The sequence below is a fragment of the Lysobacter sp. CC-YZS074 genome, assembly GCF_056739745.1.
Genome location: NZ_CP200301.1, coordinates 2,209,654 through 2,223,722, shown reverse-complemented (window position 1 = coordinate 2,223,722; position 14,069 = coordinate 2,209,654). Strand labels below are relative to the sequence as shown.

Below are 14,069 nucleotides of genomic sequence, written 5' to 3'. Positions count from 1 at the left end.
GTACAATGCGCGGCATGAATTCCGACGCCCGTCCTCCCTGCGCCCACCCGCTTTTCGGCCCGCAACCGCGGCGCCACACCCGTGCCGTCACCATCGGTGGCGTGCAGGTGGGCGGCAGCGCGCCGGTGGTGGTGCAGTCGATGACCAACACCGACACCGCCGACGTCGCCTCGACCGCGAAACAGGTCGCCGAACTGTGGCGCGCCGGCTCGGAGCTGGTCCGGATCACCGTCAACACGCCCGAGGCCGCCGCCGCGGTGCCGCGCATCCGCGACCGGCTGGCGATGATGGGCGCCGAGGTGCCGCTGATCGGCGACTTCCACTACAACGGCCACCAGCTGCTGACCGCCGAACCGGCCGCCGCCGAGGCGCTGGCCAAGTACCGCATCAATCCCGGCAACGTCGGTTTCGGCAAGAAGAAGGACAGCCAGTTCGCGACGCTGATCGAGCTGGCGATCGAACACGACAAGCCGGTCCGCATCGGCGCCAACTGGGGCTCGCTCGACCAGGCGCTGGCCAGGCAGCTGATGGACGAGAACGCCGGCCGCGCCGAGCCGTGGGACGCCGGCCGGGTGCTGCGCGAGGCGTTGATCCGCTCGGCGCTGGACTCGGCGTACCGCGCGGTCGAGATCGGCCTGCCGGCCGAGCGCATCGTGCTCAGCGCCAAGGTCTCGGGCGTGCAGGAGCTGGTCGCGGTCTACCGCGAACTCGCCACGCGCGGCGACTACGCGCTGCACCTGGGCCTGACCGAGGCCGGCATCGGCAGCAAGGGCATCGTCGCCTCGTCGGCCGCGCTCGGCGTGCTGCTGCAGGAAGGCATCGGCGACACCATCCGCATCTCGCTGACGCCCGAGCCGGGCCAGCCGCGCACCAACGAGGTCGTCGTCGCCCAGGAGCTGCTGCAGACCATGGGCCTGCGCGCGTTCACCCCGATGGTCACCGCCTGCCCGGGTTGCGGCCGCACCACCAGCACCTTCTTCCAGGAGCTGGCCAAGCGTGTGCAGGAACACGTGCGGGCGAAGATGCCGGAGTGGAAGCTGACCCATCCGGGCGCGGAGAACCTGACGCTGGCGGTGATGGGCTGCGTGGTCAACGGCCCGGGCGAGTCGCGCCACGCCAACATCGGCATTTCGCTGCCGGGCACCGGCGAGGCGCCGTCGGCGCCGGTGTTCGAGGACGGCGAGAAGACCGTGACCCTGCGCGGCGAGCACATCGCCGAGGAGTTTGTCGGTCTCATCGACGCCTACGTCGACCGCCACTATGGCGTCGCCGGAGCGGCCTGAGCCCGAAGGGTTGCGCCGCCTGCCGCTGAGCGCGGCGCTGCGGCTGGAGCGTGGCCTGCTGCGCGAAGTGTGGCGACGGCACGGCGGCCGCCTGCTGCTGGTGTTCGTTGGCCTGCTGCTGCCGATGTGGGGTTTTGCCGAATTGGCCGACGAAATCCACGAGCGCGAGCCGCTCGCCTTCGACGAACCGTTGCTGTTGTGGGCGCGCTCGCTGGCCGGTCCCGGCATGGACCGCTGGCTGGTGGCCATTACCGACGCCGGCTACCTGCACGGGGTGGTGCCGGTCGACGTGCTGCTGGTGGTCGCGTTGCTGCTGTGGCGGCGCCTGCCGGAGGCGACCTTCGCCGCGATCGCGCTGGGCGGTTCGGGGCTGCTCAATGTCGGCACCAAGCTGCTGTTCGCGCGCGAGCGGCCGTCGCTGTGGGAGTCGATCACGCCCGAGCTGACCTACAGCTTCCCCAGTGGCCACGCGATGGGCTCGGCGACGCTGGCGTGGGTGCTGGTGCTGCTGGCCTGGCGCACGCGCTGGCGCTGGCCGGTGCTGCTGGTGGCAGTGCCGTTCGTGGTGCTGGTCGGCTTCTCGCGCGTGTACCTCGGCGTGCATTACCCGTCCGACATCCTCGCCGGCTGGGCCGCCGCAAGCGTCTGGGCGGCGGCGAGCTACTTCGCGGTGTTCCGCTTCCGCCGCACCCCGTGGGGCGGCTGAGCGCCTGTCATCCCGCGGAAATATTTGCTGCACTGCAGCACTTTTTCTGGAACACAGTTACAGCCATTAGGCCTCCAGTGCGGCCTGTTTCGGATCCCGCGAGGACCACGGTACGGGGTTTCGCTGCTGTTCATTTTTTCGCCAGCATCCAGTCGCCGTATCGTGAAAGCCGCGTGAGGGCGTCCACGGAAATTGACGGCGTTTCCGGCCATTCCTAGCGTGCCCCGGTCGCGGCCATCCGGTCACGGCGGTTCGTGCATCCGTCGAGTAACGGGAATGTTGACGCCGGCGCAGGCCGGCGGGACGGCGGCACGGAACAGGGGGAAATGCTGAATCCGCCCCGTCACGTCCGTGACGGGAGTTCTCAAGGAAAGGAGGATGTGGGATGTCACGTTATTTCCGTTCGTATCGCCTCAATCTGCTGGTCGCCGCCATCGGCATGGCCGCGATGTCCACCGCGACCGCGGCCGAATCGCAGCAGGTCCAGCGCCAGAGCCTGGGTGCCACACCGATGAACCGGGTCGCCGCCCAGTTGGGCCTCGGCGCGGACATGGCCCTGAAGGCGCGCAGCACCGCACCGACCCGTAACGGCAACCGCACGGTCCGCATGCAGCAGACCTACCGCGGCGTGCCGGTGTGGGGCCACAGCGTCGCCGTCGTGCAGGACAGCCGTGGCAACGCACTGCGCATGCAGGGCCAGGTGCTCCGCGACGTGCAGGTGGAACTGCCTTCGGTGTCACCGCGGCTCAGTGCTCAGCGCGCCCAGGCGGTGCTGGCCGAGCGCACCCGCGCCACCCTGGCGCGCGGCGGCAACGTCAAGAACCGCAAGGCCGACCTGTTCGTCTATGCCGAGCAGGGCCCGGCGCGTCTGGTCTACCTGGCCTCGTACTTCGTCGACGGCGACGAGCCGTCCCGGCCGACCGCGATCATCGACGCCAATACCGGCGCGGTGATCCGGCAATGGGACGGCCTGGCCTTCGCCGACGGTTACGGTCCGGGCGGCAACGAGAAGATCGGCCAGTACCAGTACGGCACCGACTTCCCCGCACTCGACGTGCAGCAGTCGGGCAGCACCTGTTCGATGGTCAACACCAACGTGGAGACCCACAACTTCAACCACGGTTCCAGCGGCCCGATCCACTCGTTCAACTGCCCGACCAACACCGTCAAGCAGATCAACGGCGCGTACTCGCCGCTCAACGACGCGCACCACTTCGGTGGCGTGGTCTACGACATGTACGACGCCTACGTCGGCGTGCCACCGCTCACGTTCCGCCTGAAGATGAACGTGCACTACGGCAACGGCTTCGAGAACGCGTTCTGGGACGGCTCGTCGATGACCTTCGGCGATGGCGCCAGCACGTTCCATCCGCTGGTGTCGCTGGATGTCAGCGCGCACGAGGTCAGCCACGGCTTCACCGAGCAGAACTCGGGGCTCGTCTACCAGTACCAGTCGGGCGGCATCAACGAGGCCTTCTCCGACATGGCGGGCGAAGCGGCCGAGTTCTTCGACCGTGGCAGCGCGGACTTCCTGGTCGGGGCGGACATCTTCAAGGGCGACGGCTCGCTGCGCTACATGTGCGACCCGCCGCAGGACGGTGCCTCGATCGACCATGCCGACGACTACTACGACGGCCTGGACGTGCACTACTCCAGCGGCGTGTACAACAAGGCCTACTGCCTGCTGGCGCAGACCAGCGGCTGGGACGCGAAGGAAGCGTTCCAGGTGTTCGCCTACGCCAACCAGTTCCATTGGCAGCCCAACACCACCTACGACGAGGGTGCCTGCGGCGTCGAAGCGGGCGCGACCGAGCTGGGCTTCCCCGAAGCGGACGTGACCGCGGCGTTCAATGCCGTGGGCGTGAGCTGCGACGGCGGTGGCGAGGAACCGCCCCCGGGCGGTGGCGAGCTCGAGAACGGCGTGCCGGCCACGGGCATCGGCGGCAACCAGGGCAGCCAGCAGTTCTGGACCCTCGAAGTGCCGGCCGGCGCCAGCAACTTGGTGTTCAACATGGCCGGTGGCAGCGGTGACGCGGACATGTACGTGCGCTTCGGCGCGGCGCCGACCACCTCGACCTACGATTGCCGCCCGTATCGCAGCGGCAACAACGAGAGCTGCAGCTTCAGCAACCCGCAGGCCGGCACTTACCACGTCATGCTGCGTGGCTACAGCTCGTTCTCCGGGGTCAGCCTGACTGGCAGCTTCGACGGCGATGGCGGCGGTGGCGGTGGCTTCTTCGAGAACGGCACCGACGTGCAGATCCGCGACCGTGCCACCGTGGAAAGCTCGATCGCGGTCAGCGGCGTCAGCGGCAACGCGCCGTCGGACCTCAAGGTCGGCGTGAGCATCGACCACACCTACGTAGGCGACCTGACCGTCAGCCTGGTGGCTCCGGATGGCAGCGTCTACACGCTGCGCAACCGCACCGGCGGCAGTGCCAACGACATCGACCAGGTCTACACCGTCAACGCCTCCTCGGAGAGCGCCAACGGAACCTGGAAGCTGCGGGTCAACGATGCCTATACCTACGACACCGGAAAGATCGACCTGTGGAGCCTGCAGTTCTGAGGCAGGTCAACGGTTGACAGCGTGACCCACGGACCCCGGCCTCGCGCCGGGGTTCGTCTTGTCACGGGGTGCGGATCACTCGCCCGGCTTGGCGCCGGTAGTGGGCGCCGCGGTGGCGGCGCGGCGGGAGAGGGTCGCTTCGCGATGGGCGATGTAGGCGTTCGCGCCGAGGATGATGGCGGCGCCGGTGATGGTCCAGCGGTCCACGCCCTCGCTGAAGAGGAAGTAGCCCAGCACCGCGACGATGGGCAGCTGCATGAAGCTGATCGGCGTGAGCGCCGACACGTCGCCGAGTTTCAGTGCACGGGTCCACAGCATGTGGCCGGCGGTACCGAGCACCCCGGCGGCGACCAGCCACAGCCAGGTGATGCCCTGCGGCCACTCCCATACCGTCAGCGCCGGCACCAGCGACATCGGCACCCAGAGGATCGTGGTCCACACCACGATGCGGTCGGCCGGCTCGACGCCGGAAAGCTGCTTGATCTGGATGGCGACGACGGCGCTGATGACCGCCGCCGACACTGCGACCAGCGTGCCGGCGCTGAACTCGGCGGTGCCGGGCCGGACGATGGCGAGCACGCCGACGAACCCGAGTACGACCGCGGTCCAGCGTCGCGCGCGGACCTGTTCCGACAGCCACAGGGCCGCGGCGATCGTCACGAACAGCGGGGTCGAGTACGACAGCGACACCGCCTGCGCCAGCGGCAGGTTGCCGATCGCCCAGAAGCCGCAGAGCATCGACAGCGTGCCGAGCAGGCAACGCACCAGGTAGCGCGGGAACTGGGTGGTGCGCAGCAGCCCGGGGCCGTGCCGGTAGACCAGCGGCAGCGCTGCCAGCATGCCGAAGAAGCAGCGGAAGAACGCCACCTCGAAGGTATGGAGGGTGTTCGAGGCCAAGCGGATGGTGATCACCATGAACGCGAAGAACACGGTGCTGCCCACCATCAACAAGGCGGCGCGGGCGTGGGTGGATGCGGCGGAGGTGTTCACGGGCGTCCTCAGGCGAACGGGGCCCGCGTGCCGCTGTCGGCGCGCGGTGGTGGGGAAGTCGCCGGACGTCGCGCGGTCACCAGCGGGCGCCGACGAGGCGGGGCTCGGGTTCGAGTGGCACGCCGAACCGCTGCTGCACGGAGTCGGCAATGCGCCGGGCCAGTTCGAACAACTGCCGCCCACTCGCCCGGCCGTGGTTGACCAGCACCAGCGCATGCGAGGCGGCCACGCCGGCATCGCCGTCCCGGTGGCCTTTCCAGTTGCACGCATCAATCATCCAGGCCGCGGAGAGCTTGCGGGTGTCGCCGGCGCCGCGGAACGCCGGCAGCGTCGGGTGCTCGGCGAGCAGCGCCTCGGCTTGCGCGGCCGGCACGACGGGGTTCTTGAAGAAGCTGCCGGCATTGCCGAGCACCGCCGGGTCGGGCAGTTTGCGTCGGCGTATCGCGATGACGGTGTCCGCGACCTGCGACGGCGTCGGATGGGCAATGCCCTGCGCGGCGAGTTCGTGGCCGATGCCGGCGTAATCGAGCCTGAGGTCCGGGGTGCGCGGGAGGGCGAACTCGACCGCGGTGACCACGAAACGGTCCGGCTGCTGCTTGAACACGCTGTCGCGGTAGGCGAAGGCGCAGTCTTCGCGGTCGAGCCGGTGCCAGGTGCCGGTGGCGGGTTCGAAGGCCTCGACGGCGTGGATGAATTCGCGGACCTCGACCCCGTACGCACCGATGTTCTGGATCGGTGCGGCGCCGACGGTGCCGGGGATCAGGGCGAGGTTCTCGAGTCCGCACAGGCCGCGGGCGAGGGTGTCGAGCACGAATCCGTGCCACTGCACGCCCGCGTCCGCGCGGACCAGGGCGACGTCGCCATCGTCGAGCAGGTGGATCGAGCGGCCGGTCAGCGACAGCAGCGGCTGCGCCGGGTCGTCGACGAACAGCAGGTTGCTGCCACCACCCAGCACCAGCGGCGGTTCGCGGAACGGCCCGCTCGAAAGCAGGTCCGGCAAAGCGGTGGCGTCGGACACCTCGGCCAGCAGCGGGGCGCGCACCGCCACGCCGAACGTGTTTCGCCCCTGCAGCGGTACGTCGTGCAGGACGCGGACGGGCTGGTTCATGCGACCGGGGGAACCGGGCCGCGGCTGGGCGCGAACTTGCGCCGGCGGATCGCCTCGACGCACTCGCCCACCAGCTCCGGGCCGCGGTACACCAGGCCGGAGTAGCACTGCACCAGGCTGGCGCCGGCGGCCATTTTGGTGACCGCATCCGCGCCCGAAAGGATGCCGCCCACACCGACCAGCGGGATCGATTCTGGCAGGCGGGTGCGCATCATGCGCAGCACGGTGGTGGCCTGCGCCATCAGTGGCCGGCCCGACAGCCCGCCGGTTTCGCCGGCGTGCGGCGCGCCCTCGACCGGCTCGCGCGACACCGTCGTGTTGGTGGCGATCACGCCATCTACTTCCAGTTCCGCCAGCACCCGCGCGCAGGCCTCGATGTCGGCCTCCGACAGGTCGGGGGCGATCTTGACCAGCATCGGGATGCGGCGGCCGTGCTTGGCGCCGAGGCGCTCCTGCTCCTCGCGCAGGGTGCCGATCAGGCGGCGCAGCAGCTGCTCTTCCTGCAGTTCGCGCAGGCCCGCGGTATTGGGCGAGGAGATGTTGACCGTCACGTAGTCCGCCAGCGCGTAGACCCGCGACAGGCAGTACATGTAGTCGCCTTCGGCGATTTCGTTCGGAGTGTCCTTGTTCTTGCCGATGTTGATGCCGAGCAGGCCACCACGACGTTCGGCCTTTTCGACATTGCGCACCAGCGCATCGACGCCGGCGTTGTTGAAGCCCAGCCGGTTGATGATCCCCTCGTGCCCGGGGAGCCGGAACATGCGCGGCTTCGGGTTTCCTGCCTGCGGCCGCGGCGTCACGGTGCCGACTTCGACGAAGCCGAAACCCAGCGCCATCAGCGCGTCGATGTGGGCGCCGTTCTTGTCGAGGCCTGCAGCCAGGCCCACCGGGTTGGGGAAGTCGAGGCCGAACACGCGGGTCGGCAGCGGGTCCGGCCGGCGGGCGACCAGATTGCCCAGCCCGGTGCGGTGGACGCGGTCCAGTATGCGCAGGGTGACGTCGTGGGCGCGTTCGGCGTCGAGACGGAACAGCCAGGGTCGGGCGAGGCCGTACACGTTCAGCCGAACACCGCGGCCAGCGAGAACAGGCCAACCAGACCGCCGAAGAACAGCAACGCCATCAGCACTCCGAGGATGGTCACCACGACCATCGCATAACCGAGCACGAGCCCGGCGATCGCCAGGCCGTCGCCTTCGAGGCGGGCGGGGTCGCGGCGGATCTCCGAACGCGCGATGTGGCCGGTGATGATCGCGCCGATGCTGCCGAGCACCGGCAGCAGGGTCCATCCCAGCAGGCCGGCGACCAGGCTGACGATCGCCAGCACGCTGGTCGTCCGGCCGGCCGCCGGCGTGCCCGGCGGCGGGGGCAATGGCGGAGGGGTGGCGTCGCTCATCGCCCGGTGCTCCTTACAGGTCGAACTTGATGCCCTGGGCCAGCGGCAGCTCGTCGGAGTAGTTGATGGTGTTGGTCTGGCGGCGCATGTAGGCGCGCCACGCGTCCGAACCCGACTCGCGGCCGCCGCCGGTCTCCTTCTCGCCACCGAACGCGCCGCCGATCTCCGCACCCGAGGTGCCGATGTTGACGTTGGCGATGCCGCAGTCCGAACCGCGCACCGACAGGAACTGCTCGGCCGCCTTGAGGTTCTGGGTGAAGATCGCCGACGACAGGCCCTGCGGCACGTCGTTCTGCATGTCGATCGCTTCGTCGAGGTTGCTGAACTTCATCACGTACAGGATCGGCGCGAAGGTCTCGGTCTGCACGACCTCCGAATCGTTGGCCAGCCCGGTGATGATGGTCGGCAGCACGAAGTTGCCCTTGCGGTCGACCGCGGCGCCGCCGGTCTCGACCTTGCCGCCGGCCGCCTTGGCCTTCTCGATCGCGCCCAGGTAGGCCTGCACGCCGTCCTTGCTGTTGAGCGGGCCCATCAGGTTGGCCGGGTCCATCGGGTCGCCGGTCTTGCCCTCGACCTGCTTGTAGGCCGCCACCAACTTGGCCAGCACGTCGTCGTAGATCGACTCGTGGATGAAGGCGCGGCGGGTGGTGGTGCAGCGCTGGCCGGCGGTGCCGACCGCGCCGAAGACAATCGCCGGGATCGCCAGCTTCAGGTCGGCGGTGGCGTCGACGATCATCGCGTTGTTGCCGCCCAGCTCCAGCAGCGAGCGGCCCATGCGCTTGGCGACGCGCTCGCCGACGTGGCGGCCCACCTTGGTCGAACCGGTGAAGCTGACCAGCGCGATGCGCTTGTCGTCGACGAAGGTCTGGGCCAGGTCGGTACCGGCGTCGTTGAACAGGAAGAAGATGTCCGGGAAGCCGCCCTTCTTCAGCGCCTCGTTGCAGATCCTGACCGAGGCGATCGCCGACAGCGGGGTCTTGGGCGAGGGCTTCCAGATGCAGATGTCGCCGCAGGCGGCCGCGACCAGCGCGTTCCACGCCCACACCGCGACCGGGAAGTTGAACGCCGAGATGATCCCGACGATGCCCAGCGGGTGCCACTGCTCGTACATCCGATGGCCCGGGCGCTCCGAATGCATGGTCAGGCCGTACAGCTGGCGCGAGAGGCCGACGGCGAACTCGCCGATGTCGATCATCTCCTGCACTTCGCCGTCGCCCTCGGGCTTGGACTTGCCCATCTCCAGCGCGACCAGCGAACCCAGCGCGTCCTTGTGCTCGCGCAGGGCGTCGGCGCACAGGCGCACGGCCTCGCCGCGGCGCGGCGCCGGGGTGTTGCGCCAGACCTTGAAGGCGGCCTGGGCACGCTCGACGATCTTCTCGTAGTCGGCCTGCGAGGAGGCCTGGACCCGCGCCAGCACCTCGCCATCGGTCGGGTTGATCGGCTCGAGGATGCCGGCGTCGGCGGTCGTGGCCCATTCGCCATTGCCGAGGTAGGTGCCGGATTCGGTGCCGCTCAGGCCGAGTGCGGTGAGGACGGGGTGGGTCATCAAGAACTCCTTGCGAAACGAATGAATGGCGACCCCGACACGATTCGAACGTGTGACCTTCCCCTTAGGAGGGGGACGCTCTATCCAGCTGAGCTACGGGGCCATCCGGACGATTATCGCAGAGACCGGCGGGGATGACCTCCCCGGGAGAGCGTGTGTCGGGCGGGGCTCCTACAGGGCGCGGGATCACTGCGGTGCCGGCAACCCCCACGCCTCCCGCAGCCGCCGTAACTCCTTCTCCGGCAACAACACGAACACCGGCGCCGCCTCCGGCACCAGCCAGCCCAGCAGCCGCTCCATCGTTTCCGGCGCCATCGCGGTGCACCCGGCGGTCGGCGTCTGGGGTGTCTTCCACAGGTGGGCGAAGATGCAGCTGCCGGCCTGCGGCACCGCCCGCCCGTTGTGCTCGACCACGAAGCCGAGCCGGTAGCGCTGGTCGCCATCGACGTGGAGGTCGCGGCGCATCGGTTCGGTCGAACCCTCGACCGTGGCCGCGCCGACCTCGGCGGTGTCGACGATGCGGTTGTAGAGCGGCGAGGCGGGGACGTCGATGCAGTAATCGCCGGCGTCCATCGGCGCGTAGGGCAGGGCGGTGGCCGCCGACGGCGCGTAACCGAACGCGGTGCCGATCGCGAACACGCCCGCCGGCGCGCGGCCGTCGCCTTCGCGCTTGGCCGGGCCGGCGTCCTGCGCCGGGTGCAGACCGAGGCCCCAGCCGCTGCCGCCGCGGCCCACCGTCACCGGTGCGGTTGCACCGACCTGTTGCCACGAGGCGTCGGCTGATGCGCGCTGCCAGGTCGAGAGCTCGCCCTTCTGCGCGTTCCAGTCGGACACGGTGACCAGCACGAGCTGGCGCGCGTCGGCCCAGCTCCTCGACGGCGCATCGGCCGGGCCGGTGTGGACGCAGCCGGCGACCGTGGCCGCCGCGATCAGCAGCGCAGAGGTGCACAGGCGATTGAACAGGACGGGAATGCACGGGTGCATGCGGGCTCCACAGGTTTGTTCGAGTCGTGGCCGTGACGTCGCCAGCGCCAGCGCCGGGTCACCCCTCCAGCATCGGCTGGATCCGCTCCATCGTCGCCTGCAGCCGTTCCATCCGCCCGGACTCGCACAGTCGTACGAACATGCGGTCCAGCAGGTGCTGCAGCGCCGAGCGGTAGAGCAGGGGCTCGATGTGCGCGCGCTCGTCGTGGGCGGAGACCAGCAGCGACAGGTCGGCATGGGCGCGCAGGGGATTGGAGCTGTGCCGGGTGATGGTGACGACGGTGCCGCCACGTTCGCGGAACAGCCGGCCGATCTGGCAGAGCGCCGGCTGCTTGCCGTGCTCGGAGAACACCAGCAGCACGTCGCCGGGGCCGGCGGCGGAGACGCTGGCGGTCATGTGCGCGGTGTCGAAGTTGTGCACGGTGAGGATGCCCAGCAGCGACAGGCGCAGGGCGATCGCGCGTGCGGGAATGTCGTCCTCGCCGAGGCCGATGATGAAGACCTTGCCACCCGATGAGGCGTCGAGCAGGACGGAGACCACGGCCTCCAGCACTTCCGGGGGATTAATGGACCGGGTTTCCTCCTCGGCCTGGCTCTTGCGGTGCCACAACTCCATGCCGGCGTCGGGCGGCGGCATGGCGGGCGCGGCTTCGCCGGCGTCGTCGCCGTTGTCGGCCCGGGCGATGGCCTCGCCGACCGAATACTTGAGGTCGGGATACCCCTTGAAGCCCAGCTTCTGGCAGAACTTGACCACGCTGGACTGGCTGATCCCCAGCGCATTGGCGAGCTGCTGCGAGGAGTAGTCGCGCAGCAGTTGGGCATTGTCGAGGACGAAGTCGGCGATGCGGCGCTCGATCGCCGACATCTGGTCGCGGCCGGCGCGGATCTTCAGCAGCGCCGACATGTCAGGCCGCGGCGCTGCCCGCGGCGCCGCCGATCCGCTCCAGCCCGCGGATCTGCTGGATGCCGAGCCCGGGCGCGTCGCTGACCGAGATCTCCGATTCGTTGAAGGTCACGCCGCCCTCGACCGGATCGAACTGGCACAGCGACGGCCCGTCGAGGTCGATCTTGGTGATCACGTCGGCCTTGGCCACCGCCACGTGCACCGCGGCGGCGACGCTGATGCTGGACTCGAGCATGCAGCCGATCATGCACTCCACGCCGTGCAGGGCGGCGATGTCGGCGATGCGGATCGCGTTGGAGATGCCGCCGGTCTTCATCAGCTTGATGTTGATGATGTCGGCCGCGCGCAGGTTGATCAGCTCGATCACCTCCATCGGCCCGAACACGCTTTCGTCGGCCATGATCGGGGTGTGCACGCGCTCGGTGACGTAGCGCATGCCTTCCAGGTCGCGCGCCTTGACCGGCTGTTCCACCAGCTCCAGCCGCACCCCGGCGTCCTCCAGCGTGGTGATCGCGTAGACCGCCTGCTTGGCGGTCCAGCCCTGGTTGGCGTCGAGGCGGAGCAGGGCGCGGTTCTCGACCGCGGCGTAGATCGCCTTGATCCGCTCGATGTCGACGCCGATGTCCTTGCCGACCTTGATCTTGAGCGAGTCGAAGCCGCGCTCCACGGCGCTGATCGAGTCGGCCACCATCTTGTCGATGGTGTCCACGCTGATGGTGATGTCGGTGGTGATGACCGGGTCGCCGCCGCCGAGCATCTTGTACAGCGGCGCGCCGTAGAGCTGGCCGAACAGGTCGTACACCGCGATCTCCACCGCCGCCTTGGCGCTGGAATTCTTCTCCATCGAGGTCTGCACCAGCCGGGTGATGCGGTTGAGGTTGGCGATCTCCTCGCCGATCAGCCGCGGCGAGATGTAGTGGCGGATCGCATCGACGATCGAGCCGTGGGTGTCGCCGGTGATGACCGCGGTGGCCGGCGCCTCGCCGTAGCCGACGTGGCCCGTGTCGGTGTGGATCATCACCACGATGTCCTCGACCCGCTCGACCGTGCGCAGTGCGGTCTTGAACGGCGTCTTCAGCGGTACCCGCAACATGCCGAACTGGATGTCGGTGATCTTCATGGGTCGTGTGTCGTTGTCCTGGTGGCCGTCGCTCAGCGCGGCAGGTCGAGGGTGCCGTGCGGACGCACGATGCTGGTCATGCGGTCCACGTAGGTCTCGTTCTTGTTGAACATCATCGGCAGCAGCGGTGTCACCGAGACGCCGTTGAGCGCCATGCTCCGCAGCTCGCCGTCGGCGCCGAGCACGCTGCCGCCGTTGGTGTCGTGGATCACGTAGGGCGCGCCGTCGACGCGGCCGATCACCATCATCACGTGGCCGGGAATGTAGACCAGGTCGCCGACCTGCAGTTGCGCGACCGCGGCCATGCGGTGGGCGCGGTCGTCGTCCTTGTCGAAGGCGACGTGCGACAGCGCCGGGCTGATCGCCTGCGCACTGGTGTTGCGCGGTACCTGCACGCCCATGCTGCGGTAGATCTCGGAGACGAAGCCGCTGCAGTCGCGTGCGTCGTAGGAATGCCCCCAGCCGTAGCGCTCACCGAGGAACTTGAAGGCCTGGGTGACGAGGTTGGCGCGAGTCAGCGGCAGGTAGTCGGCGTGGGTGTCGGCGATGCGTGGCAGCAGCGCGGGCGCGAAGGCCAGGCTGCCGTCTTCGTTGCGGACCGGCAGCTTCAGGATGTGAGAGGTGTACGGGTGCTGGCCGTTGACCGGCTCGTCGGGCGGCAGGCCCGCCAGCGGCACGCGCACGCCCATGTCGAGCTGCAGCTGCGAGACGCGCGGCTCCTCGCGGGTGAAGGTGGTCCGCTCGGTGGCACCGGTGACCACCCGGTACGGCGCTTCGTCGACGTAACCGAACACCTCGTCGGCCGTGCCCCCGGCGACGTGCTTCTTCTCGATCCACGCCGCGTAGCGCGGGCTGACCACGAACAGCCACCCGCCGTCCGCGCTCTCGTGCGCAATGACGACCGGGGTCCCGGGGAACAGCGCGCTTTCCTGCAGGCGATCGATGTCGGTTTCGCCCTGGCGACTGAACATGCGCTCCGCGGTCGGGAACGTCCGCAGCGCGGCGCGGTGTACCACCAGTCCGTAGCGGGTGGGCTGACGGGCGGGAATGGCATCGAGCGCGAGGTTGGCGACCATGGCGTCGAGCGCAGACGCGGGGACCGGCCGGCCCTCCACGTCCCAGCGGTCGCTGTCGGGGCGTTCGGAGAGATCCTCGATCCAGCCGCCGACGGTGTTCCCCTCCAGCGTCGCCGGGATCGCGCGCAGGTCGTGCATGGATGGATCGATGCGCAGCAGTCGCGCGTTCTGTGCCTCGATCGCCGGGCGGTCCAGCAGCACGCGGTCGGGCTGCGCCATCCGGTCGATCCAGAACCCGGGTGTGAGGTGCTCGGCCGCCACCCCCACCACGCCGTGCTCCGGCACCGGCGGGGACGCACTTTGCCGGGCTCCGGCCGGCGCGGCCAGCAGCAGCGCCAGCGAGATGGCGGCGGCGAACGTGTGCAGTCTCGTTTTCATCGGGCGGGGCGA

At 69.3% G+C, this 14,069-nt stretch carries 12 protein-coding genes and 1 tRNA gene; 3 read left to right on the top strand and 10 right to left on the bottom strand.

Going from position 1 to position 14,069, the window contains the following annotated elements; all coding sequences use genetic code 11:
- The first annotated feature begins 14 nt into the window (after positions 1-14).
- The 3 genes from ispG to U8331_RS10030 all read left to right on the top strand — a co-directional run bounded on the left by ispG (position 15) and on the right by U8331_RS10030 (position 4,558).
- Entirely contained in the window at positions 15-1,283 is a 1,269-nt protein-coding gene (ispG, locus tag U8331_RS10040) for a flavodoxin-dependent (E)-4-hydroxy-3-methylbut-2-enyl-diphosphate synthase (RefSeq protein ID WP_481130901.1), read from the top strand.
- Entirely contained in the window at positions 1,261-1,989 is a 729-nt protein-coding gene (locus U8331_RS10035; protein ID WP_481130900.1) for a phosphatase PAP2 family protein, read from the top strand. The genes ispG and U8331_RS10035 overlap by 23 nt, the downstream gene beginning before the upstream one ends.
- A gap of 385 nt (positions 1,990-2,374) precedes the next feature.
- On the top strand, positions 2,375-4,558 hold the full coding sequence (locus U8331_RS10030) for a M4 family metallopeptidase (protein WP_481130899.1): 2,184 nt from the start codon (positions 2,375-2,377) through the stop codon (positions 4,556-4,558).
- A gap of 75 nt (positions 4,559-4,633) precedes the next feature.
- Here the strand turns inward: U8331_RS10030 and U8331_RS10025 are convergent, their stop codons facing one another.
- The 10 genes from U8331_RS10025 to U8331_RS09980 form a co-directional block, all read right to left on the bottom strand.
- A complete protein-coding gene (locus U8331_RS10025) occupies positions 4,634-5,503 on the bottom strand; it encodes a DMT family transporter (RefSeq protein WP_481132950.1) in 870 nt (289 codons plus the stop codon).
- Positions 5,504-5,624: 121 nt separating this feature from the next.
- A complete protein-coding gene (murB, locus tag U8331_RS10020) occupies positions 5,625-6,656 on the bottom strand; it encodes a UDP-N-acetylmuramate dehydrogenase (protein ID WP_481130898.1) in 1,032 nt (343 codons plus the stop codon).
- The gene (locus U8331_RS10015; RefSeq protein WP_481130897.1) at positions 6,653-7,711 is read right to left on the bottom strand and encodes a quinone-dependent dihydroorotate dehydrogenase; all 1,059 of its coding nucleotides are present in this window, start codon (positions 7,709-7,711) and stop codon (positions 6,653-6,655) included. The genes murB and U8331_RS10015 overlap by 4 nt, the downstream gene beginning before the upstream one ends.
- A gap of 2 nt (positions 7,712-7,713) precedes the next feature.
- A complete protein-coding gene (locus U8331_RS10010) occupies positions 7,714-8,049 on the bottom strand; it encodes a DUF4190 domain-containing protein (protein WP_481130896.1) in 336 nt (111 codons plus the stop codon).
- Positions 8,050-8,062: 13 nt separating this feature from the next.
- A complete protein-coding gene (gene amaB / locus U8331_RS10005; protein ID WP_481130895.1) occupies positions 8,063-9,595 on the bottom strand; it encodes an L-piperidine-6-carboxylate dehydrogenase in 1,533 nt (510 codons plus the stop codon).
- 26 nt (positions 9,596-9,621) lie between these two features.
- Positions 9,622-9,698: transfer RNA gene (locus tag U8331_RS10000), tRNA-Arg, on the bottom strand.
- A gap of 83 nt (positions 9,699-9,781) precedes the next feature.
- Positions 9,782-10,579, bottom strand: a complete 798-nt coding sequence (locus tag U8331_RS09995) for a L,D-transpeptidase family protein (protein ID WP_481130894.1) — start codon at positions 10,577-10,579, stop codon at positions 9,782-9,784.
- A 58-nt stretch (positions 10,580-10,637) separates the two neighbouring features.
- Positions 10,638-11,483, bottom strand: a complete 846-nt coding sequence (locus tag U8331_RS09990) for a MurR/RpiR family transcriptional regulator (RefSeq protein ID WP_481130893.1) — start codon at positions 11,481-11,483, stop codon at positions 10,638-10,640.
- Between the two features lies 1 nt (position 11,484).
- Positions 11,485-12,603 (bottom strand): dipeptide epimerase, encoded by a 1,119-nt coding sequence (locus U8331_RS09985; RefSeq protein WP_481130892.1) that lies wholly within the window; start codon positions 12,601-12,603, stop codon positions 11,485-11,487.
- A gap of 32 nt (positions 12,604-12,635) precedes the next feature.
- The gene (locus U8331_RS09980; protein ID WP_481130891.1) at positions 12,636-14,057 is read right to left on the bottom strand and encodes a C40 family peptidase; all 1,422 of its coding nucleotides are present in this window, start codon (positions 14,055-14,057) and stop codon (positions 12,636-12,638) included.
- Positions 14,058-14,069 lie beyond the last annotated feature (12 nt).

Coding starts and splice junctions, on each gene's coding strand:
- U8331_RS09990 (WP_481130893.1), bottom strand. CDS start 11,483: ATGTCGGCGCTGCTGAAGATCCGCGCCGGCCGCGACCAGATGTCGGCG.
- U8331_RS10025 (WP_481132950.1), bottom strand. CDS start 5,503: ATGGTGGGCAGCACCGTGTTCTTCGCGTTCATGGTGATCACCATCCGC.
- U8331_RS10010 (WP_481130896.1), bottom strand. CDS start 8,049: ATGAGCGACGCCACCCCTCCGCCATTGCCCCCGCCGCCGGGCACGCCG.
- U8331_RS10035 (WP_481130900.1), top strand. CDS start 1,261: ATGGCGTCGCCGGAGCGGCCTGAGCCCGAAGGGTTGCGCCGCCTGCCG.
- U8331_RS09985 (WP_481130892.1), bottom strand. CDS start 12,603: ATGAAGATCACCGACATCCAGTTCGGCATGTTGCGGGTACCGCTGAAG.
- ispG (WP_481130901.1), top strand. CDS start 15: ATGAATTCCGACGCCCGTCCTCCCTGCGCCCACCCGCTTTTCGGCCCG.
- U8331_RS09980 (WP_481130891.1), bottom strand. CDS start 14,057: ATGAAAACGAGACTGCACACGTTCGCCGCCGCCATCTCGCTGGCGCTG.
- U8331_RS10030 (WP_481130899.1), top strand. CDS start 2,375: ATGTCACGTTATTTCCGTTCGTATCGCCTCAATCTGCTGGTCGCCGCC.
- U8331_RS09995 (WP_481130894.1), bottom strand. CDS start 10,579: ATGCACCCGTGCATTCCCGTCCTGTTCAATCGCCTGTGCACCTCTGCG.
- murB (WP_481130898.1), bottom strand. CDS start 6,656: ATGAACCAGCCCGTCCGCGTCCTGCACGACGTACCGCTGCAGGGGCGA.
- amaB (WP_481130895.1), bottom strand. CDS start 9,595: ATGACCCACCCCGTCCTCACCGCACTCGGCCTGAGCGGCACCGAATCC.